Below are 22,723 nucleotides of genomic sequence, written 5' to 3'. Positions count from 1 at the left end.
TCCCCTACTCGGCCTCGACCTCCGGTACGTCCACGTCGCCGCCCAGGGAGCGGGCGATGGCCGTAAACTCCGTCAGGGCGGACTGGAGGTCGCGGACGATCTCCTCGGCGATCACCTCGGGCTGCAGGCCGCTGTCGGCGTCGTCGAGGGATGGGTCCTTCATCCATGTGATGTCGAGGTTGACCTTGTCGCGGGCGATCAGGTCCTCGTAGCTGAACTTCTTGAACGGCCCGTTCTCGTCCTCGGACTCGACGCGGGAGGAGCGGGGCTCGCCCGGCCGGTAGGCCGTCACGAAGTCGTCCAGGTGGGCGCGGGTGAGCGGGCGCTGCTTGAGCGTGAAGTGCTGGCCCGTGCGGAAGTCGTAGACCCACGTCTCGGTGGTGTGGGGCTTGCCGTCCGCGCGCGGGGGCTTCTTCTCGAAGAAGAGGACGTTCGCCTTCACGCCGCCCGCGTAGAAGATGCCAGTGGGCAGCCGCAGGATGGTGTGCAGGTCGAACTCGTCGAGCAGCTTGCGGCGGACCTTCTCGCCCGCGCCGCCCTCGAAGAGACAGGTCCTGCTGGTGACGGATCTCCAGGATCAGCTTGCGCAGCTCCGGGCGGGCGGTGAGCGGGGCCACCGCGTCCTGGACCAGCTTCTGCGCCAGTTCGGGGCCGCCCTCGTGCCGGGCCCGGTCCTGGGTGTCCACATCCACCGCGTCCGTGATGCGGCGGGCCAGGTCGGCCAGGCTCACTCCCCCGGACGTCCGGGCCAGGAGCGTCCTCTCCTCGTCGCCCAGCTGTCGGTCGATGCGGGCCAGGCGGCGCGCCAGCGTCTCCGCCTCGTCGGCCGTCAGGGACCGCGTGCCGGCCTTGTCGAGGAGCTTGGCCAGCGAGACACCGCGTTCGGCTCCGGCCGGGATCAGCGGGCGGGCGTCCACCAGCGGGGAGTCCGTGACGCCGACCGCGTCGATCAGGACGAAACGGTCCTTCTTCAGGTCGGGCGCCGCCTCCGGGGTGACCGCCTTCAGCTCGTCCGCGTCGATGGAACGGGCACCGCGCCCCTTCATCTGCTCGAACATCACCGGGCTCTTCACCGGCCGCAGGAAGATCACGCACTCCAGCGGCTTCACGTCCGTGCCCGTGGCGATCATGTCGACGGTGACCGCAACTCGCAGCCGGGGCGAGTTGCGCAGATCGTTGATCAGGGCCTCGGGGTCGTCGCCGTTGTCGCGGGAGCGGTAGGTGATCTTCTTGGCGAACTCGTCGCCCCGGCCGAAGACCTGCTTGACCTGCTTGAGCACCTCATCGGCGTGGTCGTCGTAGGGACCGGCGAAGATCAGTGTCTTGGGGAGGTCGGCCCGGCCGGGGAACCAACGCTTCCAGTTGTCCCGGTAGACCGTCAGCACGGCACGGACCTCGTCCTCCGTGATGACCGTGCGGCCGATCTGCGGGGCGGTGTAGGTGAAGTCCTCGTCCAGCTCCTCGTACCGCTGGGCACGGGTCTGCCGGTCGCGGATGCGGACCGTCGTGCCCGCCTCGATCGTCGCGACGGCGCCCTCGTCCCGCAGGTCGGTCTTGATGCGCACGATGTCGAAGTCGACGTTCACGCCGTCGGCGACAGCCTGCTCGTAGGTGTAGCGCGAGACTTCGTTGTGGTCGAAGAAGCCCTTGGTCTGGCGGGTGGGCGTGGCGGTGAGGCCGACGAGGTGGGCGTCGAAGTACTCCAGGACCCCGCGCCACAGGCCGTAGATGGAGCGGTGGCACTCGTCGACGACGATCACGTCGAAGGACTCGATCGGGACGTCGGGGTTGTACTCGACCGTGATCGGCTCGTCCGCCACGTAGGACTCGTCCAGGGGCGAGGCCGCGTCGTCCTCGCGGTCCTCGGTCTCCGGCCCGTCGTCCAGCGGCTCGCCCTTCAGGAGGGCGTACATCCGCTGGATCGTCGAGATGACGACCGAGGAGGTCTCCTGGAGGCCGCCGCGGCCCAGCATGTCGACGTTGTAGAGGTCGGTGAGCTTCCGGTTCTCGTCCGGCGTGCGGTACTTGTCGAACTCCGCGCGGGCCTGGCGGCCGAGGTTGTTGCGGTCGACGAGGAAGAGGATCCGGCGGGCACCCGCGTACCGGAGCAGCCGGTAGGTCTCGGTGACGGCGGTGAACGTCTTGCCGGCGCCCGTGGCCATCTGTATGAGGGCGCGCGGCTGGTCGGCCGCCAGGGAGCCCTCCAGGCCCGTGATGGCCTCCACCTGGGCCATGCGCAGGCCATGGGTCTCCAGCAGCGGCATACGGGTCCGCAGGGCCGCTCGGAAGGTCGGCGCGTCCGGGTGCTCGTCGGCGTGCCGCATCCACGCGAGGACGGTGTCCGGGCGGTGGAAGGTGAAGACCTCGCGGGAGCGGGCGTCCGGGTCCACACGGTTGAGGAAGTACGTCTCGGTGCCGGTGGTGGCGTAGCGGAACGCGAAGGGCTCGTCGCGGCGCCACACGGCCAGGGCGTGCTCCTTGAGCACGCCCGCCGCGTACCGCTCGTTCTGGGCGAGGGCACCGGCCAGGGGGGTCCCCTCGCGCTTGGCCTCGATGACGCCGACGATCTTCCCGTCGACGTAGAGGACGTAGTCGGCGCGGCCGGTGGCGAGGGTGAACTCGCGGATGGCGACGCCCGTACCCGCCAGCGGGTTGGCGTCCGCCTTGTCCTGGATCAGCCAGCCCGCCTTGGCCAGCATGGCATCGATCTTCTCCCGTGCCTGTACCTCGTTGAGCGGGGCGGGGCGCTGGGCGCGCTCCACGATCGCGTCACGGGCGGCGGAGGCGATCGGGCGGGGCTTGAGCCGTTCGACGTCGTACCGCTGCTGATGGGTGGCCCTCAGTTCCGCGACCTGTGCCCGCAGTTCCTCGACCTGTGCGGCGTACGTCGCCTTGGCCTGCTCGGCGCCAGCGATGATCCTTTCTGCCTCGGCACGGGCTCGGCGCTCCGCCTCCAGGCGGTCGCCGACCTCCGACAGCTTTACCCGGGACTCCGCCAGCGTGCGCTGGTGCCCCTCCAGCGCCACGCGCAGTTCCGCGATCTCCTGCGGATCGGTCTCCGGCGTCTCGGCCGGGAAGGTGGGGGGGACGAACGCGGTCACCGCGCGGGTGCCGCCCATGGCGCGGTCGAAGAGGTCACCCAGCTGCCAGCACAGCTTCAGGGCTTCCAGGGCCTTCGTGGTGTCGAAGAGATGGTTGTGCGCGGCATCGTTGCGGCCCCGGCGCAGCTTGTGGAAGGCATCACGGCTCCAGCCGACGAGGACGCCGGCCCGGGTCAGAGCGTTGATGCGGTCGACCTGGTTCGTCCCCTGGACACGCGTGCCCGTCCGCGTGACGAACTCCTCGGCCAGCACCTCACCGAACTGGCCTGCGCTGACGTAGGCGACGTTCGGATTGGTGAAGACGGTGAGCTCCGCTTGCGAACCATAGATGGCGAGCAGCGGCTGGTACCCGTAAAGGCGCCCGAAGTTGGGGGACGCCTTCGCAAGCCCCCGAAGCCGCTTGTCCACGCTCTCGTCGTGCGCCCTCCGGCCCCTAAGCCTCGCTCGTCCAGGACGGCACAGCTTACGGAGTCAGGCGGCTACGAGCAGCGGGATCGGACAGCTGGCGACCGGATCAGGTCGCCAGTCGTCCAGCCGCCGTCGCCACGCCGGCCGTCAGAACTTGATGCTGCCGATCATGCTCGCAACGTTGGTCGTCAGCTCGCTGATCGTGGGAGCCACGGTCGAGGAGGAGAGATAGAAGCCGAGCAGGATGCAGACGACCGCGTGGCCGCCCTTCAGCCCTGACTTCTTGATCAGCAGGAAGACGATGATCGCCAGCAGCACCACCGCCGAAATCGAGAGTGCCACGGCGGCTCACCTCCAAAGATCCCAGGGGACGCGGGTTCCAGATCAGTAGAGCAATTCCATGCAGACGACAGCAGGTTCCTACCCACTCTGCGGTAGTGATCATAACTATCCGTACTCGCGCATCGATCGGCGCACAGCCGCACAAGGGGGCGCATGGCCAATATGGTCGGGGTATGACGACCGAGGCTGACTCCTTCCCCCGTCGGCACGCCCGGACCCAGCGGTTCACGCTCGGCGCGCCGCGTGCGTTCACCGTGGCACCCGACGGTTCGCGTGTCGCGTTCCTGCGTTCCGGCTCGGGCACCGACCGGGCCAACTCCCTGTGGGTCATGGATCTTCCGGGGGGTGCGGAGCGCCTGGCGGCCGATCCGCGCGCGCTCCTCCAGGGTGCCGCCGAGGAGCTCTCGGCCGAGGAGCGGGCGCGCCGCGAGCGCAGCCGCGAGGGCGGCGCCGGGATCATCGGCTATGCCACCGACAGTGCCCTGGAGTTGGCGTCTTTCGCCTTGTCAGGGCGGCTTTTCGCGGCGGAGCTGCGCGCCGGGACGGCACGCGAACTCCCCGTCCCAGGTCCGGTGATCGACCCGCGCCCGGCCCCCGACGGCCGGCACATCGCGTACGTCGCCGGGGGCGCGCTGCGGGTCGTGGGCGCCGGGGGCGACGGCGACCGGGCGCTGGCCGAGCCGGAGTCGGCGGACGTCTCCTACGGCCTCGCGGAGTTCATCGCGGCGGAGGAGATGGCGCGTTCGCGGGGCTTCTGGTGGGCGCCGGGATCGGACCGGCTGCTCGTGGCACGCGTGGACGACACGCCGGTACGGCGGTGGTGGATCTCCGATCCGGCCCACCCGGACCGTGAGCCGGCCGGCATCCGGTACCCGGCCGCGGGCACCCCCAACGCGGACGTCCGCCTGTTCGTGTACGGGCTGGACGGGACGCGCACGGAGGTGGTGTGGGACCGCCGGCGCTACCCGTATCTGGCACGTGTGCACTGGTCAGAGGCGGGTGCGCCGCTGCTGCTGGTGCAGGCGCGGGATCAGCGCAGCCAGCTGTACCTGGCGGTGGAGCCGGATTCCGGGGCCACGCGGATGGTGCACGCCGATGAAGATCCAACTTGGCTGGAACTGTTCGCCGGTGTGCCCTGCTGGAGCCCCTCGGGGCAGCTTGTCCGTATCGCGGACGAGGGCGGCGCACGAGTCCTGGCGGTCGGCGAACGTCCCTTGACCAGCGGTCAGTTGCATCTGCGGGCGGTTCTGGACGTGGGTGCGGACGACGTACTGGTTTCCGCCTCTTCCGGCCCGGAGGCCGAGGCGCCGGAAATTGGCGAAGTTCATGTGTACCGGGTGAACGAACTGGGCGTGGAGCGCCTGTCGCGGGAGCCCGGTGTGCACTCGGCGGTGCGCGCGGGGAACGTGACCGTCCTCGTGTCCGCCGCGCTGGACCGGCCGGGCGCCCGGGTCCAGGTGCTGTGTGACGGAAAACAGACGGCTACTGTCCGGTCGTACGCCGAAGATCCCGGTTTGTCCCCCCGGGTCACTCTCACGCAGGGGGGCGCACGCCGAATTCCGTGCGCCGTGCTTATGCCACGGGACTACCCCGGTGACACTCCCCTGCCGGTTCTCCTGGACCCCTACGGCGGTCCGCACGGCCAGCGCGTGGCCGCCGCGCACAACGCCCACCTCACCTCCCAGTGGTTCGCCGACCAGGGCTTCGCGGTGGTCGTCGCCGACGGACGGGGCACCCCGGGCCGCTCGCCCGCCTGGGAGAAGTCGATCCGGGACGACGTGGCGGCGGTCGTCCTCCAGGACCAGGTCGACGCCCTGCACGCGCTCGCCGAGCGGTTCCCGCTGGACCTGACCCGGGTGGCGATCCGGGGCTGGTCCTTCGGCGGCTACCTGGCGGCGCTGGCGGTGCTGCGCCGCCCGGACGTCTTCCACGCGGCGGTGGTCGGCGCGCCGGTCACCGACCTCAGGCTGTACGACACCCACTACCAGGAACGCTATCTCGGCGACCCGAACGAGCAGCCGGAGGTGTACCGGCGCAACTCGGTGATCGACGACGCGGGCCTGGTCGACCCCGCCGAGCCGCACCGCCCGATGCTGGTCGTCCACGGGCTGGCGGACGACAACGTGGTCGTCGCGCACTCCCTGCGCCTGTCCTCCGCCCTGCTGGCCGCCGGCCGCCCGCACGAGGTGCTGCCGCTGTCCGGGGTGACCCACATGACCCCGCAGGAGACGGTCGCGGAGAACCTGCTCCTGCTCCAGCTGGACTTCCTCCGCCGGTCCCTGTCCCGGCCCGCAGACGCCGGTGAACCGCGTTAACACACAGGCAACTTCACGGAAGTCGTGCCGCTATACGGACACGGCATCCTGAAGGACGTACGGCCGTGCGGGTGCCGTGAACGGGCCGGGGTGCGCCATGTCACCCCGGCCCGTTGCCGTTCAGCCGGGACTCCTCCGGCGGCACCACTTGCTTCTCCTCCGCGAAGTGACAGGCCGACGGGTGCGCGGCGGGACCGGCCGCGTCGCGGAAGGCGGCCGGCACGGCGAGCGCGGGGACCTCCACGACACAGCGTTCCTGTGCTTTCCAGCAGCGGGTGCGGAACCGGCAGCCGGAGGGGATGTCGGCGGGGGAGGGCACGTCGCCGGTGAGGATGATCCGTTCGCGGTGTTCGCGGGCGTCGGGATCGGGTACGGGGACGGCGGAGAGCAGGGCCTGGGTGTAGGGGTGGGTGGGGTGGTCGTAGATCTCGCTGTCGCGTCCGGTCTCCACGATGCGGCCCAGGTACATCACGGCGACGCGGTCGGAGATGTGGCGGACGATGGACAGGTCGTGCGCGATGAAGAGGTAGGAGAGGTCGAACTCCGTCTGGAGCCGGGCGAGGAGGTTGACGACCTGCGCCTGGATGGAGACGTCGAGCGCGGAGACGGGTTCGTCCGCGACGATGATCTCGGGGCGCAGTGCCAGTCCGCGGGCGATGCCGATGCGCTGGCGCTGGCCGCCGGAGAACTGGTGGGGGTAGCGGTTGATGTACTCGGGGTCGAGGCCGACGACGTCCAGCAGTTCCTGCACCCTGCGGCGGCGGTCGCCCTTGGGGGCCGCTTCGGGGTGGATGTCGTAGGGCTCGCCGATGATGTCGCCGACCGTCATGCGGGGGTTGAGGGAGGTGTACGGGTCCTGGAACACCATCTGGATGTTGCGGCGCACGGCTTTGAGGGCCTTGCCGGACAGCCGGGTGATGTCCTCGCCCTTGAACGTGATGGTGCCGGCGGTGGGTCGTTCGAGGCCGCACAGGAGTCTGGCGACGGTGGACTTGCCGCAGCCCGATTCGCCGACGATGCCGAGGGTCTCGCCCTGGGCGAGGGTGAAGTCGACGCCGTCGACGGCCTTGACCGCGCCGATCTGCTTCTTGAACAGGACGCCCCGGGTGAGCGGGTAGTGCTTGACCAGGCCGCTGACTTCGAGGATCGGTTCAGCCATCGAGGCACTCCCTCCAGAAGTGGCAGGCACTGCCCCGCGTCTCGGACACCTCGTACAGCGGGGGCTCGTCGGTGCGGCAGACGTCCCTGGCCATGGGGCAGCGGGGGTGGAAGGAGCAGCCGGGCGGGATGTGTGTCAGGTTCGGTGGCAGGCCCTTGATGGCGTAGAGCTGCCGGCCCTTGTGGTCGAGGCGCGGGATGGAGTCCAGCAGGCCCCGGGTGTAGGGGTGGGCGGGGGCTTTGTAGAGGTCGTGGACGGGGGCGGTTTCCACGATCCGTCCCGCGTACATCACGGCGATCCTGTCGGCGACGTCGGCGACCACGCCCAGGTCGTGGGTGATGAGGATCAGTCCCATGCGGTACTCGCGCTGGAGGTCGGCGAGGAGGTCCATGACCTGGGCCTGGACGGTGACGTCGAGGGCGGTGGTGGGTTCGTCGGCGATGATGAGGGCCGGTTCCAGGGCCAGCGCCATGGCGATCATGATGCGCTGGCGCATCCCGCCGGAGAACTGGTGCGGGTAGTCGCGCACCCGCTGGGCGGCGGCCGGGATCCGCACCCGCTCCATCAGCTCCACGGCCCTCGCGCGCGCGTCCTTGCGTGACATGCCCCGGTGGACGACGAACATCTCCCCCAGTTGGTCCCCCACCGTCATCACCGGGTTGAGGGCGGACAGGGCGTCCTGGAAGATCATCGCCATTTCGGTGCCGCGGATCCTCCTGCGCTCCTCGCCCTTCAGCGTCAGCAGGTCCCGTCCCCGGAACAGGATCCGCCCCTGGGTGATCCGCCCGGGCGGTGTGTCGAGGATGCCCATCACGGCCTGCGCGGTGACCGACTTCCCCGACCCCGACTCCCCCAGCACCGCCAGCGTCTGACCCGCGTCGACGGCGTAGCCGACTCCGTTGACGGCGTGGGCGATCCCGTCGCGGGTGTGGAACTCCACGTGCAGGTCGCGTGCGTCGAGCAGCACGGCGGACGTCACCTCAGCTTCGGGTCGAGGGCGTCGCGGACCGCGTCGCCCAGCATGATGAACGCCAGCACCGTGACCGCCAGGGCGCCCGAGGGCCACAGCAGGGCGTGGGGGGCGTTGCGGATGTAGGGGGAGGCGGCGGAGATGTCGATGCCCCAGGAGACGCTGGGGGGTTTGAGGCCCACACCGAGGTAGGACAGGGTCGCCTCCAGGGCGATGTAGGTGCCCAGCGCGATGGTCGCCACCACGATCACCGGGGCGACGGCGTTCGGTGCGATGTGCCGCAGCAGGATGCGGGGGTCGGAGGCGCCCAGGGCACGGGCGGCCTGGACGTAGTCGTTCTGCTTGGCGGTGATGACCGAGCCGCGCGCGATGCGGGAGATCTGCGGCCAGCCGAGCAGCACCATGAACCCGATGACCGGCCAGACCGTATTGGAGGTCACGACCGAGAGGAGGACGAGTCCGCCGAGGACGACCGGGATGGCGAAGAAGATGTCCGTGATCCGGGACAGCACCGCGTCCCACAGGCCCCCGAAGTAGCCCGCCAGCCCGCCCAGCACCGACCCGAACACCGACACCCCGAGCGTGGCCAGGACCCCGACCGTCACCGACGTACGGGCCCCGTACACGGTGCGGGTGTAGACGTCGCAGCCCTGACCGTCGTAACCGAAGGGGTGCCCGGGAGCCGAGCCGTCCTGCGCCCTGGCCAGGTCGCACGTGAGCGGGTTCCCGGAAGCGATGGCCGACGGCCGGACCGAGATGAACACCAGGAAGAGGATGACCAGGGCGGAGACGAGGAAGACCGGGTCGCGGCGCAGGTCGCGCCAGGCGTCCGACCACAGGGAGCGCGGCTTGCCCGCCGGCCCCGTGCCCTCCGGCCCGCCCGGTGTCCGCTCCAGCGTGGTCGCCTCGCTCGCCGCGAGGTCCATCGCGCCGCCCATCCCGGTACCGGCGATGGCACGCCCGGCCTCGTACGGCTGCTGCTCAGGCATAGCGGATCCTCGGGTCGAGTACGGCGTACAGGAGGTCCACGAGGAGGTTGGCGACCAGGAAGACCAGGACGAGCACGGTCACGAAGCCGACGACCGTCTGGGTGTTCTGGCGCAGGATGCCCTGGTAGAGCTGGTAGCCGACGCCGTGGATGTTGAAGATCCGCTCGGTGACGATCGCCCCGCCCATCAGCGCGCCGATGTCCGTGCCGATGAACGTGACCACGGGGATGAGCGAGTTGCGCAGCAGGTGCCGGGTGATGACCCGGCGCCGGGGCAGACCCTTCGCGATGGCCGTACGGACGTAGTCCGCGCGCTTGTTCTCCGCGATGGAGGTGCGGGTCAGCCGGGTGACGTAGGCCAGGGAGACCGAGGCGAGGACCAGGCCCGGCACGATCAGCTCGCCGAAGGCGGCGTCCGGGGAGACGGACGGTTTGATCCAGGCCCACCGCACCCCGAGCAGCAGTTGGAGCAGCAGACCGGTGACGAAGGTGGGGACCGAGATCACCACCAGGGTGAGCAGCAGCACGGTGGTGTCGATGGGCCGGCCGCGCCTCAGGCCCGTGGCGACGCCCAGCGTGATGCCGATGACGATCTCGAACAGGATCGCCACGATCGTCAGCCGGATGGTGACGGGGAACGCCGTGCCCATCAGCTCGGTGACCTTCTGCCCGTTGAACGCCGTACCGAAGTCGCCGGTGAACAGGTGCCCCATGTAGGTGAGGTACTGCTGCCAGACCGGCCTGTCCAAGCCGAACTCCCGCTTCAGCTGGGCCGCCGTCGCCGGATCGCACGCCCGCTCCCCGCACAGCCCCGCGACGGGGTCGCCCATCACATTGACCATGAGGAAGATCAGCAGGGTGGACCCGACGAAGACCGGGACCATCTGGAGCAGTCGCCGGACGACATAGCGCCCCATGGCGGCTCAGCTGACCTTGATCTCGTTGTAGACGGGCACGCTGAACGGGTTGAGCGCCACGTCGGACAGCCGCTCGGAGTAGCCGGCGCTGCCGTTCTGGTACCAGAGCGGGATGGCGGCCATGTTGTCCCGGACGACCCCCTCGGCCTGCTGGAACAGCTTCACGGCCCTGGTCTGGTCGCTCTCGGCGTTGGCCCGGTCGACCAGTTCGTCGAACTCCTTGTCCGACCACTTGCCGTCGTTGGAGGAGGCGTTCGTGTAGTACAGCGGCTGGAGGAAGTTCTGGATGAGCGGGTAGTCCATCTGCCAGCCCGCGCGGAACGGTCCGGTCATCTTGTGCTGCCCGATGCGGTTGCGGAAGTCGGCGAAGGTGCCGACCGGGTTGCCGACGCACGCCTTGTCGTTGCCGAGGGCGTTGTTGATGGAGTTGCACACGGCGTCCACCCACTCCTTGTGCGAGCCCGTGTCCGCGTTGTACGTGATCTTCACCTGGCCGCCGGGGATCCCGCCGCCCTCCTTGATCAGTTTCTTGGCCTCGTCCGGGTGGTACTCGCAGGCCTTGCCGCACAGGCCCTCCTTGAAGCCGCCGGCCACGCCGAGGACGGGCGAGGTCCAGTCGGTGGCCGGGGTGCGGGTCCCGTGGAAGATCGTCTCGGTGATCTGCTTCCGGTTGATCGCCATGGACAGGCCCGTGCGGACCTTCTCCGAGCCCGGCTTGTCCCACGCCTTGTCGTAGTAGGGGAAGGCGAAGGTCTGGAGGATGCCGGCCGGGGTGTTGATGTAGCGGTCGCCCAGGTCGGCCTTGACGTTCTTCAGCTGGGCGGCGGGCACGTCGTCCACCAGGTCGAGGTTGCCGGACATCAGGTCGGTGTAGGCGGTGTTGTTGTCGGTGTAGACCTTTAGGTCGACCCCGCCGTTGCGCGCCTTGTCCGGGCCCGGGTAGCCGTCCCACTTCCGCAGGGACATCTGAGACCCCTTCGTATAGGAAGCGACCGTGTACGGACCGTTGCCGACCGGTTTCCTCAGCCAGGCCGCGTGGTCCGTGAAGAAGGCGCGCGGCAGCGGGGCGAAGGCCGCGTAGCCGAGGGTGTCTGGGAAGGTGGAGAACTTCTGGTTGAGCCGGACGGTGAAGGTGTGGTCGTCCACCACCTTCAGCCCGGACAGGGTGTCGGCGGTCTGCCTGCCGCCGCTGGGGTGGACCTTGTCGTAGCCGTCGATGTAGCCGAAGAAGAGGGCGTTCTTCTGGTTGTTCCGCAGGCTCGCGCCGTAGTTCCAGGCGTCCACGAAGGAGCGGGCGGTGACCTTCTCGCCGTTGGAGAAGGTCCAGCCGGGCTTCACCTTGATGGTGAAGTCGCGCGAGTCGTGGGTGTCGATGGACCGGGCGAGCATGTCGGTGGCCTTGCCCGTCCTCGGGTCGTACTTCTTCAGGCCCCGGAAGATCATGTCGAGGACCTTGCCGCCCTGCACCTCGTTGGTGTTGGCCGGCTCCAGCGGGTTCTGCGGGTCGCCCCAGGAGGAACTGAGCACCGCGCCCGAGGCGCCGCCGCCTGAGCCGCCGCCCCCGCAGCCGGTGGCGGCGAGAGCCAGCGCCACCGCGCACACGGCCCCCCGGGCATGCGTGACTCCCCGCATGGCGTGCCTCCTCCGCGACGTTGATCCACTACCGGTCAATATCGTCATATAAGGCATGTATCGCATGCCCGCCGCCCGATTGAGCGGCCTTTGGGGGGAGACGTCATCCGAATGCAGGCACCGCCCCCTCGACCGCCCTGATGATCTTGGGCGACGAGCGCAATAGATCTTCGCGTAACGATGCCGAAACGTTGGATTGAGGCGGGCCGATGTACGCATGTCGACACTCCACCGTCCGCATATCGAACTCCTTGCCCGTTTAGTCCGATTGGCCCGATGTGAAGCACGGATTGATTACGGCGCGCTACCCGCGTAGCTACGGAACGATCAAGGAAGAGTAAAGAAGGTAAAGACAAAACCAAGGCGGCCGAGAATTTATTGACCTTGAATGAATTGCGTTGAAAAAGTCCGGCGTAGCCCGTAGGGGAGCGCCCTGCGGAGTCATCAGACCCTCCCTTGGGCCAGGAGCACCATGACCCCCCCAACTCCATCCGCGGCTGCCCCGCTTGAGGTGACCGACGAGACCGTCGAGAAGTCGATCACTTCGGACGGGTCGAAGGGCAGCGAGAGCCGGTCCCCCGGGCAGCTGGCCTGGCGCCGCTTCAAGCGGGACCGCGTTGGCGTCGCCTCGGCGATCATCGTGATCCTCTTCTTCGTGATCGGCCTCGCGGCGCCGCTCATAGCCAAGCTGTACGGCAAGGACCCGTACACGACGTACGGCATCAACACGCCCGGACTGCTGGGCGACAACGGCCTCCCGGCGAAGCCGAACGGCGGCATCGACAGCGAGTTCTGGTTCGGCATCGACCCGCAGCTCGGACGTGACGTCTTCACCTTCCTGCTGTACGCGGTCCGCAACTCGCTGCTGCTCGCGACGGTGATCACGGTGCTCATCATGATCGTCGGTGTGGTGATCGGCGTCACGGCCGGCTACATCGGCGGCAAGACGGACTGGATCCTGGGCCGGGTCATCGACATCCTGCTCGCCTTCCCGCAGCAGCTGTTCTTCGTGGCGTTCACGCCCGTGGTCCTCAGCCTCTTCGTGGCCAGCAACGAGGACACGCCCACCTCGATCGTCGTCGTCTCCTTGATCACCCTCCTGGTCGTCTTCGGCTGGGCCTCCATCGCCCGGCTGCTGCGCGGTCAGGTGCTGGCCCTGCGCGAGCGGGAGTTCGTCGAGGCCGCGAAGGTCACGGGCGCGTCTCCGGCCCGCATCATCTTCAAGGAACTCCTGCCCAACCTGTGGACGCCCATCCTGATCCAGGGCACGCTCCTGCTGCCCGCGATGGTCACCACGGAGGCGGGCCTCGCCTTCCTCGGCGTCGGCATGCAGGACCCGACCCCCGACTGGGGCGTCATGATCGGGTACGCCGCCGGCTTCTACCAGGACGACTTCACCTTCCTGCTCTTCCCCGGCATCTCGATGGTGATGTTCGTACTGGCCTTCAACCTCCTCGGTGACTCGGTGCGCGACGCGCTCGACCCGAAGACCAAGCGCTGACTCCGGCCCTCCTTCAGGACCACGGCAAGGACGCCGGGGTGCCGGGCTTCTCTCATCAACCCACTTCAAGGCAGGATGCGATGTCCTTCTCGCGCAGAAACTTCCTGATAGCCACCGGTGTTGCCGCCGCCTCCAGCACCGTGCTGAGCGCGTGCAGCAGCGGCAACTCCAGCAGCACCGGCACCGGCAAGCAGGAAGCGGCCAAGGCCCACACCACCACCGTCAAGATCGGTACGGCGGCGGACTCGCAGGGCCCGGCTCCGGAGGTCTCCGGCGCCAGGAAGGGCGGCAAGGTCTACCTGCTGAACGACGACGACTTCTCGCACCTCGACCCGCAGCGCGTCTACTACGCGTGGAACTCGCTGGCCGTGATCGTCCTCGCCCGCACCCTGACCGGTTACAAGGTCGGCGACGACGGCTCCATGACCCTGGTCGGTGACCTCGCCACCGACACGGGCACCATGAAGGACGGCGGCAAGACCTGGTCCTTCACCCTGAAGGACGGCGTGAAGTGGGAGGACGGCTCCGACGTCACCGTCGACGACGTCCGCCACGGCTTCGAGCGCGCCTTCGCCAACTTCATCACCGAGGGCGCCGTGTACGCCCAGACCTGGCTGACGGGCACGCAGGAGTACCGCAAGTCCTACCCCGGTCCCTTCAAGGGCAACAAGCACCTCAAGTCGATCACGACGAGCGGGAAGACCATCACCTTCCACCTCTCCGAGGCGCGTCCGGACTTCAACTACGTCGTCGCGATGCACTCGTACGCGCCGAACCCGGTGAAGCACGACACCAAGCAGAACTACGACAAGAAGCCGTTCTCCAACGGCCCGTACAAGGTCAAGTCGCACCAGACCGACAAGTCGATGGTCCTGGTCCGCAACGAGCACTGGGACCCGAAGACGGACCCGATCCGCAACGCCTACCCGGACGAGTTCGACTTCACCTTCGGCATCGAGGCGGAGACCGCCGCCGACCGTCTGATCGCCGACTCGGGCAACGACCAGTACGCCGTGTCCTGGCGGACCGTCCCGCAGGCGAAGGTCCAGCAGGCCACCGCCAAGGCCAAGGACCGCCTCTTCGAGGACCTGAGCAGCGGCACCAGCGTCTACTGGATCAACCAGACCCGCGTCACCGACATCAAGGTCCGCGAGGCCATCATCAAGGCCTGGCCGACCGCCGGCATCCGCTCCATCCAGGGCGGCACGCACCGCGGTGACTACGCGACCGGCATCATGAGCCCGCTCGTCGCCGGCTACAAGTCGCAGGACGTCTGGGGCAAGCTGAAGAACCCGGCCGGCGACCCGGCCGCCGCCAAGGCGGTCCTGAAGAAGGCCGGCAAGCTCGGCACCAAGGTCGTCTACGCCTACCAGCAGGACCCGATCAACGCCAAGGTCAAGGTCGTCGTCGAGAACGCCCTCAAGGCGGCCGGCTTCGACGTCGTCACCAAGGGCATCGACTCCACCACCTGGTACGACCAGATCGGCAAGGTCGACAACGAGTACGACATCTACTGGGGTGGCTGGTCCGCCGACTGGCCGACCGGTTACTCGGTCTTCCAGCCGCTGTTCGACAGCCACAACGTGGTGGACCAGGGCACCAACTACTGCCACCTGAAGAACCCGGACGTCGACGCGGCCATCAAGGCGGCCACGGCGGAGACGGACCAGGACAAGGCCAACGCCATGTGGGCCGCCCTGGACAAGCAGGTCACGGAGCTGGGTGCCTTCATCCCCGACGTCTACATGAAGCGCCTGTACCTCCACGGCTCGAAGCTCGGCAACGTCAAGATGGACCCGAACTTCGACGGCTGCATGCTCTACAAGATGTACGTCAAGGCCTGATCCACACCTGAGAGGTGGGGCGGCTCCGGCCGCCCCACCCTCGGCTCGTCCACCGGGCCCCCGGTCATCCCGTCCCGGCCCGTTCCGCACGACGGCCCTCCCAGGAAAGCCAACCCCCATGCTTCGCTTCCTCGTCCGCCGGCTCCTCGGCGCCGTGGTCACGCTGCTGATCATCAGCGCGGTCACGTACATGCTCTTCTACGCGGTGCCGCGCGACCCTTCCCGGATCGCCTGCGGCAAGGTCTGCACCCCGGAGACGCTCGACGTGATCCGGCACAACATGGGGATCTCGGACCCGCTGCCGGTCCAGTACTGGCACTGGCTCGAGGCCATCTTCGTGGGCCGCGACTACCCCGGCTTCGGCCACTGCGACGCCCCCTGCCTGGGCTACTCGTTCATCAACCGCGAGCCCGTCCTCGCGACCGTCTGGGACCGCTTCCCGACCACGGCCTCCCTCGCCATCGGTTCCGCCGTCGTCTTCCTGATCTTCGGTATCGGCACCGGCATGCTCGCCGCGGTCAAGCAGGGCAAGCCGCTCGACAAGATCGCCAGCTCGGCCTCGCTGGTCGCCTCCTCGATGCAGATCTACTTCGTCGGCCCGGTCGCCCTGTACCTCCTCGTCTACCAGTCGCACCTGCTGGACCAGCCCTCCTACACCCCGTTCAGCGAGAACCCGGGTGCCTGGTTCACCGGTCTGCTCGTGCCCTGGCTGGTGCTGGCGCTGATCTGGACCGCCAACTACACCCGTATGACCCGCTCTCAGCTGGTCGAGACGCTCACCGAGGACTACGTCCGCACCGCCCGCGCCAAGGGCATGTCCCGGCGCAACGTGTTCTTCCGCTTCGCCTGGCGCGGCGCCATGGGCCCGATCGTCACCATCTTCGGCATCGACATGGGCGTGCTGCTCGGCGGTGCGATGATCACCGAGAAGACCTTCAGCCTCCAGGGCATCGGCCTGCTCGCCGTGAAGTCGGTGATCAACAACGACCTGCCGATGCTGCTCGGCGTCATGATCATCACGGCCTCCTTCGTGGTGATCGCCAACATCGTCGTCGACGCCTGCTACGCCATGATCGACCCGCGGATCCGGCTCGCCTGACCCCGCCCTCCTCCGCCAGCTACCCCGCATCACCCCCCTCTGGAGCGTCCCCGTGACGAGCACCGATTCGCAGCCCTTCCTGTCCGTCAAGGACCTGAAGGTGCACTTCTCGACCGAGGACGGCGTCGTCAAGGCCGTCGACGGCCTCTCCTTCGACCTCGTACGCGGCAAGACGCTGGGCATCGTGGGTGAGTCGGGGTCCGGCAAGTCGGTCACCAACCTGGCCATCCTGGGCCTGCACAACCCGGACAGCACCGCGATCGACGGCTCCATCGAGCTGGACGGCGAGGAGCTGAACGGCGCCCCGGAGAAGAGGCTGGAGCACCTCCGTGGCAACAAGATGGCGATGATCTTCCAGGACGCCCTGGCCTCGCTGTCGCCGTACCACACCATCGGCACGCAGATCGGCGAGGTGTACCGCAAGCACACCGGCGCCTCCAAGGCCGAGTCGCGGGCGCGGGCCATCGAGATGCTCAAACGCGTCGGCATCCCCCAGCCCGACCGCCGGGTGGACAGCTACCCGCACGAGTTCTCCGGCGGTATGCGCCAGCGCGCGATGATCGCCATGGCGCTGGTGTGCGACCCGGAGCTGCTGATCGCCGACGAGCCGACGACCGCGCTCGACGTGACCGTGCAGGCCCAGATCATGGACCTACTCAAGGACCTCCAGCGGGAGTTCGGCACCGCGATCATCTTCATCACCCACGACCTGGGTGTGATCGCGGACATCGCCGACGACGTGCTGGTGATGTACGGCGGCCGGTGCGTGGAGCGCGGCCCGAAGGCGGAGGTGCTGCGCACCCCGCAGCACCCGTACACCTTCGGTCTGCTCGGCTCCATGCCGAGCCTGGACGGCCCGGTGGACGTGCCGCTCAACCCGATCCCGGGCTCGCCGCCGTCGCTGCTGAACCCGCCGACCGGTTGCCGCTTCCACCCGCGCTGTGCCTTCGCGGAGAAGGTCCCGGACGGCAGGTGCGCCAAGGAGCGCCCGCTGCTGGAGATCGTGGACGGTCGCGGCAGCGCCTGCCATCTGACGGACGAGCAGCGTCGCGAGTACCTCACCGACACGGCTGCCAAGGCCCACTGACGTACAAGAGACGGATTTCACCAATGAGCGACACCACTCCCCTCCTGGACGTCTCCGGGCTGACCAAGCACTTCCCGATCAAGGGCGGCTTCCCGATCCGGCGGACGGTCGGCGCGGTGCAGGCCGTCGACGGCCTGGACTTCCAGGTCGCCGAGGGCGAGAGCCTGGGCCTGGTCGGCGAGTCGGGCTGCGGCAAGTCGACCACCGGCCGGCTCATCACCCGCCTGCTGGAGCCCACGGCCGGCACGATCACCTACCGCGGCCAGGACATCAGCCACGCGAACCGCAAGGAACTCGCGCCGATCCGGTCCGAGATCCAGATGATCTTCCAGGACCCGTACGCCTCGCTGAACCCGCGGCACACGGTCGGCAAGATCATCTCCGGTCCGATGGAGATCAACGGCATCAACCCGCCCGGCGGCCGGGAGAAGCGGGTCCGCGAGCTGCTGGAGATCGTCGGTCTCAACCCCGAGCACTACAACCGCTTCCCGCACGAGTTCTCCGGCGGTCAGCGCCAGCGCATCGGCGTCGCCCGCGCCCTCGCCCTGGAGCCGAAGCTGATCGTCGCCGACGAGCCGGTCTCCGCGCTCGACGTCTCGATCCAGGCCCAGGTCGTCAACCTGCTCCAGAAGGTGCAGCGGGAACTGGGCATCGCGTTCGTCTTCATCGCCCACGACCTCGCGATCGTGCGGCACTTCTCCCAGCGCGTCGCGGTCATGTACCTCGGCAAGATCGTCGAGATCGGTGACCGCGAGGACCTGTACGACAACCCGCGCCACCCCTACACCCGGGCCCTGCTCTCCGCCGTGCCCGAGGCCACGGTGGACGAGGAGCCGCGCGAGCGCATCCGCCTGACCGGCGACGTGCCGTCGCCGATCAACCCGCCCTCCGGCTGCCGCTTCCGCACCCGCTGCTGGAAGGCGACCGAGAAGTGCGCCACGGAGGCACCACCGCTGGTGCAGGCGGAGGGCAACAAGCCCGGCCACCTGACGGCGTGCCACTACCCGGAGACGGAGCCCACGATCCCGGCCCCCCGTCTCTCCAAGGACCCCGAGGCGGCGGCCTGACACACCCCTTTCCGTCAGCCGCCCCCTTGCGGATCGGACTTTCACGGCCCATTGACCCGAGCCCTTGATCGTCCGTTCCAGGGGACGAGGGCCCGCGCCTCCCCAGGCACGGGCCCTCTTCCGCGTTCCGGGCGCCCGCTGTCCGCGGGTCCGCCTTCCGGGTCGGCCGGCGCCGACGACCCCGTCGGTAGGAAGACGTCGAGAAGTACCCCGTTCCTGACCCACCGTTCAACACCGTGTGTCAGACTGCCGCGGTGGTGGATCACGTCTTTGCCGATCTCTCGCTCGCCGCTCTCTACGACAGCCTCAATCCCTGGGGACCGGGTGACGACTTCTACCTCGGTCTGCTGCGGGACGCCGGCTCCGTGCTGGACATCGGGTGCGGCACCGGTCGGTTGCTGCGGCGGGCCCGGGCCGAGGGGCACCGGGGGCGGCTGATGGGCCTCGATCCGGCCGCCGCCATGCTCGTCCAGGCGCGGCGGGCCCGGCCGGACGTCGAGTGGGTGCTCGGCGATGTGCGGGTGCGGCGGTGGCAGGAGGAGTTCGACCTCGTCGTCATGACCGGGCACGCCTTCCAGGAGCTGGTGACGGACGAGGAGATCCGGGCCTGCCTGCGCGCCGCCCGCGCGGCCCTGCGGGACGGGGGGCGGTTGGTGTTCGAGACCCGCAACCCGGGTGCCCGTGCCTGGGAGCGGTGGACCCCGGACCGGGTGCACGAGATCACCGCCGGCGACGGCACGCCGGCGCGGGTGTGGCACGAGGTGCGGGGCGCGGACCTGGACCGGGGCCGGGTCCACTTCACGGAAACCTACGCCGGCCCCGCCTGGCCCGCCCCCCGGATCAACCACAGCGTCCTGCGCTTCCTGGACGGCGGGACGCTGGCGGCCTTCCTCACGGAGGCGGACCTGACCGTCACCGAACAGTACGGCGACTGGAACCGGGGCCCGCTGACGGACACCGCCCCGGAGATCATCACGGTGGCCCGCCGGGCCGGGTCCCGCTAGCGCCTTTCGGTCAGGTCACCCCGCGAGCCCGGCGCGGTCCGAGCGAAGGACCCTAGTCCGCCTGGTCCTCCTCCAGTGCCGCCAGTGCCGGGTCCAGGACGATGTCCTCCTCGCGGGCCTCGACGGTCGGCTCCTCCGGGAAGTGGCAGGCTGTCAGGTGGCCGCCCCGGTTCCCGGAGAGCTGGAGCAGCGGGGGCTCCTCGGCCGCGCACTTGTCCTGTGCCTTCCAGCAGCGGGTGCGGAAGCGGCAGCCGGAGGGCGGGGAGATGGGGGACGGCACGTCGCCGGCGAGGCGGATGCGCTCGCGCTGCTGCGCCTCCCCTGCCGTCAGGGTCACCTCGGGGACGGCGGAGAGCAGGGCGTGGGTGTAGGGGTGCCGCGGGCGGGTGTAGAGGGAGTCCCGGTCGCCCACTTCGATGATCTTGCCGAGGTACATGACCGCGACGCGCTGGGAGAAGTGCCGCACGATCGCGAGGTCGTGGGCGATGAAGACGAACGCGATGCCCAGTTCCCGCTGCACCTTCTGGAGCAGGTTGACGACCTGGGCCTGGATCGAGACGTCGAGCGCGGAGACCGGTTCGTCGGCGACGATCAGCTTCGGCTCCAGGGCGAGGGCGCGGGCGACGCCGATGCGCTGGCGCTGACCGCCGGAGAACTCGTGCGGGAAGCGGTTGTAGTGCTCGGGGTTGAGACCGACGATCTCCAGGAGTTCGCGGACTCGCCGCTCCCGGCCGCCCTCCGGGTTGATGCCGTTGATCTCCATCGGACCGGAGATGATCTTGCCGACGGTCTGGCGCGGGTTCAGCGAGGCGTACGGGTCCTGGAAGATCATCTGGATCTCGGACCGGATCGGCGCGAGTTGCTTGCGGTTCGCGTGGCTGATGTCCTGGCCGCGGTAGGTGATCGTGCCGGCCGTGGGCTCCAGCAGGCGTGTGATGAGCCGGCCGGTGGTCGACTTGCCGCAGCCCGACTCGCCGACCAGGCCGAAGCTCTCGCCCTCGGCGACCTGGAAGTCCAGGCCGTCGACGGCCTGCACCGCGCCGACCGTCCGCCGGATCGGGAAGCCGCCCTTGACCGGAAAGTGCTTGACCAGCCCCGAGACCTTCAGCAGCGGCTCGGGCACCGCGTCGTCACCGGCCTCGCGGGTGGTGGGGAGGACCAGGTCCTCTTTCATGACGGTTGTCCTCCTAGCCCAGACGGGGCCTGATCTCTTCGATGAAGATGGTGCGTTTCTGCTCCGTGCCCAGATGGCACGCCGAGGCACGGTCCGGTCCCAGCAGCGGGCGCTCGGTGACGCACCGGTCACCCGCGACCCGGTCCCGGAAGGTGCACCGGGGGTGGAAGCGGCAGCCGGTCGGCGGGTTGAGCAGGCTCGGCGGGGTGCCGGGGATCGGCGAGAGCGGGGTGCCGAGGTCGGAGTCCAGCCGGGGCATGGAGTTCAGCAGGCCCCAGGTGTACGGGTGTTGCGGCGCCCTGAGCACCTCGTCGACGGTGCCGCGCTCCACCGCGCGCCCGGCGTACATGACCATGATGTCGTCGGCCATGTCGGCGATGACCCCGAGGTCGTGGGTGATGAAGACGATCGCCGTGCCGAACTCCCGCTGGAGGTCCTTGAGCAGGTCCAGGATCTGCGCCTGCACGGTCACGTCCAGCGCCGTGGTCGGCTCGTCGGCGATCAGCAGGTCCGGGTCGCAGACCAGCGCCATGGCGATCATCGCGCGCTGGCGCATACCGCCGGAGAACTGGTGCGGGTAGTCCCGCGCGCGCTCCTTGGGGTTGGGGATGCCGACCTTGGCGAGCATCTCCACGGCCCGCTCCCAGGCGGCGCGCTTCGAGGCGCCCGTGTGCTTCATGTACGGCTCGGCGATCTGCCGGCCGATCGTGTAGAAGGGCGACAGCGCGGTGAGCGGGTCCTGGAAGATCATCGCCATCCGGTTGCCGCGGAGCTTCTCCATCTCCTTCTCGGTGGCGGTGATCAGTTCCTTGCCGTCGAGGAGGATCTCCCCGTCGATCGTCGTGAACATCGGGTCGTGCAGCCCGAGGATCGTCAGGTTGGTGACCGACTTGCCCGAGCCCGACTCGCCCACGATGCCGAGGGTCTTCCCGCGGTGCAGGTCGAAGGAGAGGCCGTCGACGGCCCTGACCGGGCCGTCCTCGGTGGAGAACGTCACCTGGAGATCGCGTACCGAGAGGAATCCGTCCGGCCCGGTCGGGGCCGGTGCCCCCTCGGCCTTGGTCACTGTGGTCACGATGGCTGGTTCTTCCTAGGAGAGCCGGATGCGGGGGTCGATCCACGCGTAGGTGATGTCGGTCAGGATGTTGATGATCAGGATGAAGAAGGCGCCGAACAGCATGACCCCCATGGTCAGCGGCAGGTCCTTGTTGACCGCGCCGTCCACGGCGAGCCGGCCGATCCCCTGGAGGGAGAAGGTCAGTTCGGTGACGACGGCGCCGCCCAGCATGGAGCTGACGTCGATGCCGAGCACGGTGACGATCGGGATGAGCGAGCCGCGCCAGGCGTAGCGCAGGAAGACGTACTTGCGTGACATGCCCTTGGCCCGGGCGGTGCGCACATGGTCCTCGGCGAGCTGTTCGATCATCGAGGAGCGTGCCATACGGGTGTACTGCGCGGTGAAGATCGTGGCCATCACGCAGACCGGGATCGACATCCCGACGAACCAGCCGACCGGGTCCTGGGTGAGGGGCACGTACTTGGGGTCCTCCATCCAGCCGGTGCTGTAGACGAGGACCGTCAGCACGATCGGGCCGAGGAAGTAGATCTGGAACGAGCTCAGCACCATGGACGCGCCGGTGGCGACCTTGTCGACCAGTGTCCCGCGCCGGTAGGCGGCGATCATGCCCGCGCCGACGCCGATGACGAGGAAGACGATCGCGCCTCCGGCGGTCAGGGTGAGGGTCAGCGGGAACCGGTCCATGATGGTGCTCCAGACCATGTCCCCCGAGTAGAACGACACGCCCAGGCAGGGGGCCGAGCAGTGCCCGGTCGGGAAGTCGCGGCCCGTCACGATGCCGGACATGAAGTCCCAGAACTGCTGGGCCAGGGGCAGGTTGAGCCCGAGGGCCTCCCGGATGTCCGCGAGCCGCTGGGGCGAACAGTCCTTGCCGCAGGCCAGGGAGGCGTAGTCGGAGGGTGCGGCCACGAAGAGGAAGAACGTCGCCGCCCCGATGAGGAAGAGCGTGACGAAGGCGCCGACCGTGCGCCGGATGATGAACTGAAGCATGGCGGGCTGGCTCTCTGCGGAGACGGTGGGTAGGGGGCGCTCGGACA

17 protein-coding genes and 1 pseudogene are annotated in these 22,723 nt (G+C 68.9%); 7 read left to right on the top strand and 11 right to left on the bottom strand.

Annotated elements, in window-relative coordinates:
* Positions 1–4: 4 nt before the first annotated feature.
* The 3 genes and pseudogenes from IE273_RS28925 to IE273_RS28915 form a co-directional block, all read right to left on the bottom strand.
* Complete coding sequence (locus IE273_RS28925; protein ID WP_229887663.1) at positions 5–508, bottom strand: N-6 DNA methylase; 504 nt, start codon at positions 506–508, stop codon at positions 5–7.
* Positions 509–1,037: 529 nt separating this feature from the next.
* Positions 1,038–2,699: pseudogene (locus tag IE273_RS43885) on the bottom strand (DEAD/DEAH box helicase family protein); the annotation flags it as partial.
* Between the two features lie 957 nt (positions 2,700–3,656).
* A complete protein-coding gene (locus IE273_RS28915; protein ID WP_014674786.1) occupies positions 3,657–3,851 on the bottom strand; it encodes a hypothetical protein in 195 nt (64 codons plus the stop codon).
* A gap of 173 nt (positions 3,852–4,024) precedes the next feature.
* Here IE273_RS28915 and IE273_RS28910 point away from each other — a divergent pair, with 173 nt between their 5' ends.
* Positions 4,025–6,166 (top strand): S9 family peptidase, encoded by a 2,142-nt coding sequence (locus IE273_RS28910; protein ID WP_189818117.1) that lies wholly within the window; start codon positions 4,025–4,027, stop codon positions 6,164–6,166.
* 100 nt (positions 6,167–6,266) lie between these two features.
* Here the strand turns inward: IE273_RS28910 and IE273_RS28905 are convergent, their stop codons facing one another.
* The 5 genes from IE273_RS28905 to IE273_RS28885 are packed head-to-tail and all read right to left on the bottom strand — an operon-like array spanning position 6,267 to position 11,832.
* Positions 6,267–7,325 (bottom strand): ABC transporter ATP-binding protein, encoded by a 1,059-nt coding sequence (locus tag IE273_RS28905; protein ID WP_189818116.1) that lies wholly within the window; start codon positions 7,323–7,325, stop codon positions 6,267–6,269.
* Positions 7,318–8,292, bottom strand: coding sequence for an ABC transporter ATP-binding protein (locus IE273_RS28900; RefSeq protein WP_189818115.1), 975 nt, complete (start codon positions 8,290–8,292; stop codon positions 7,318–7,320). The genes IE273_RS28905 and IE273_RS28900 overlap by 8 nt, the downstream gene beginning before the upstream one ends.
* An 8-nt stretch (positions 8,293–8,300) precedes the next feature.
* The gene (locus IE273_RS28895; RefSeq protein WP_189818114.1) at positions 8,301–9,284 is read right to left on the bottom strand and encodes an ABC transporter permease; all 984 of its coding nucleotides are present in this window, start codon (positions 9,282–9,284) and stop codon (positions 8,301–8,303) included.
* Positions 9,277–10,200 (bottom strand): ABC transporter permease, encoded by a 924-nt coding sequence (locus IE273_RS28890; RefSeq protein WP_189818113.1) that lies wholly within the window; start codon positions 10,198–10,200, stop codon positions 9,277–9,279. The genes IE273_RS28895 and IE273_RS28890 overlap by 8 nt, the downstream gene beginning before the upstream one ends.
* 6 nt (positions 10,201–10,206) lie before the next feature.
* Positions 10,207–11,832 carry a peptide ABC transporter substrate-binding protein gene (locus tag IE273_RS28885; protein ID WP_189818112.1) on the bottom strand — a complete coding sequence of 542 codons (1,626 nt, stop codon included), beginning with the start codon at positions 11,830–11,832 and terminating at the stop codon, positions 10,207–10,209.
* Between the two features lie 472 nt (positions 11,833–12,304).
* Between IE273_RS28885 and IE273_RS28880 the strand changes: the two genes are divergently transcribed.
* The 6 genes from IE273_RS28880 (at position 12,305) to IE273_RS28855 (ending at position 19,434) form a co-directional block, all read left to right on the top strand.
* Positions 12,305–13,333: an ABC transporter permease gene (locus tag IE273_RS28880; protein WP_229887654.1), complete on the top strand. Its 1,029-nt coding sequence runs from the start codon at positions 12,305–12,307 to the stop codon at positions 13,331–13,333.
* Positions 13,334–13,413: 80 nt separating this feature from the next.
* Positions 13,414–15,177, top strand: a complete 1,764-nt coding sequence (locus tag IE273_RS28875; RefSeq protein WP_189818111.1) for an ABC transporter substrate-binding protein — start codon at positions 13,414–13,416, stop codon at positions 15,175–15,177.
* Positions 15,178–15,295: 118 nt separating this feature from the next.
* Entirely contained in the window at positions 15,296–16,276 is a 981-nt protein-coding gene (locus IE273_RS28870) for an ABC transporter permease (protein ID WP_189818110.1), read from the top strand.
* Positions 16,277–16,328: 52 nt separating this feature from the next.
* Positions 16,329–17,363 (top strand): ABC transporter ATP-binding protein, encoded by a 1,035-nt coding sequence (locus IE273_RS28865; RefSeq protein ID WP_189818109.1) that lies wholly within the window; start codon positions 16,329–16,331, stop codon positions 17,361–17,363.
* A 23-nt stretch (positions 17,364–17,386) separates the two neighbouring features.
* Positions 17,387–18,430: an ABC transporter ATP-binding protein gene (locus IE273_RS28860; protein WP_189818108.1), complete on the top strand. Its 1,044-nt coding sequence runs from the start codon at positions 17,387–17,389 to the stop codon at positions 18,428–18,430.
* 254 nt (positions 18,431–18,684) lie between these two features.
* A complete protein-coding gene (locus IE273_RS28855) occupies positions 18,685–19,434 on the top strand; it encodes a class I SAM-dependent methyltransferase (RefSeq protein ID WP_189818107.1) in 750 nt (249 codons plus the stop codon).
* 52 nt (positions 19,435–19,486) lie between these two features.
* On the opposite strand, the gene IE273_RS28850 is transcribed toward IE273_RS28855, so the two are convergent.
* The 3 genes from IE273_RS28850 to IE273_RS28840 are packed head-to-tail and all read right to left on the bottom strand — an operon-like array spanning position 19,487 to position 22,676.
* Positions 19,487–20,608 carry an ABC transporter ATP-binding protein gene (locus IE273_RS28850; protein ID WP_189818106.1) on the bottom strand — a complete coding sequence of 374 codons (1,122 nt, stop codon included), beginning with the start codon at positions 20,606–20,608 and terminating at the stop codon, positions 19,487–19,489.
* A gap of 13 nt (positions 20,609–20,621) precedes the next feature.
* Entirely contained in the window at positions 20,622–21,683 is a 1,062-nt protein-coding gene (locus IE273_RS28845; RefSeq protein ID WP_189818105.1) for an ABC transporter ATP-binding protein, read from the bottom strand.
* Between the two features lie 15 nt (positions 21,684–21,698).
* Positions 21,699–22,676 carry an ABC transporter permease gene (locus IE273_RS28840; RefSeq protein ID WP_014674771.1) on the bottom strand — a complete coding sequence of 326 codons (978 nt, stop codon included), beginning with the start codon at positions 22,674–22,676 and terminating at the stop codon, positions 21,699–21,701.
* Positions 22,677–22,723 lie beyond the last annotated feature (47 nt).

Source organism: Streptomyces olivaceoviridis (assembly GCF_014650115.1).
GTDB classification, from domain to species: domain Bacteria; phylum Actinomycetota; class Actinomycetes; order Streptomycetales; family Streptomycetaceae; genus Streptomyces; species Streptomyces olivaceoviridis.
Note: the sequence above shows the minus strand (reverse complement) of the source record. Positions and strands in the feature narration are given on the sequence as shown.

Excerpts from the sequence above, each read along its gene's own strand:
- IE273_RS28880 (WP_229887654.1), top strand. The coding sequence starts at position 12,305 with ATGACCCCCCCAACTCCATCCGCGGCTGCCCCGCTTGAGGTGACCGAC.
- IE273_RS28840 (WP_014674771.1), bottom strand. The coding sequence starts at position 22,676 with ATGCTTCAGTTCATCATCCGGCGCACGGTCGGCGCCTTCGTCACGCTC.
- IE273_RS28850 (WP_189818106.1), bottom strand. The coding sequence starts at position 20,608 with ATGAAAGAGGACCTGGTCCTCCCCACCACCCGCGAGGCCGGTGACGAC.
- IE273_RS28910 (WP_189818117.1), top strand. The coding sequence starts at position 4,025 with ATGACGACCGAGGCTGACTCCTTCCCCCGTCGGCACGCCCGGACCCAG.
- IE273_RS28885 (WP_189818112.1), bottom strand. The coding sequence starts at position 11,832 with ATGCGGGGAGTCACGCATGCCCGGGGGGCCGTGTGCGCGGTGGCGCTG.
- IE273_RS28895 (WP_189818114.1), bottom strand. The coding sequence starts at position 9,284 with ATGCCTGAGCAGCAGCCGTACGAGGCCGGGCGTGCCATCGCCGGTACC.
- IE273_RS28870 (WP_189818110.1), top strand. The coding sequence starts at position 15,296 with ATGCTTCGCTTCCTCGTCCGCCGGCTCCTCGGCGCCGTGGTCACGCTG.
- IE273_RS28890 (WP_189818113.1), bottom strand. The coding sequence starts at position 10,200 with ATGGGGCGCTATGTCGTCCGGCGACTGCTCCAGATGGTCCCGGTCTTC.
- IE273_RS28905 (WP_189818116.1), bottom strand. The coding sequence starts at position 7,325 with ATGGCTGAACCGATCCTCGAAGTCAGCGGCCTGGTCAAGCACTACCCG.
- IE273_RS28860 (WP_189818108.1), top strand. The coding sequence starts at position 17,387 with ATGAGCGACACCACTCCCCTCCTGGACGTCTCCGGGCTGACCAAGCAC.
- IE273_RS28875 (WP_189818111.1), top strand. The coding sequence starts at position 13,414 with ATGTCCTTCTCGCGCAGAAACTTCCTGATAGCCACCGGTGTTGCCGCC.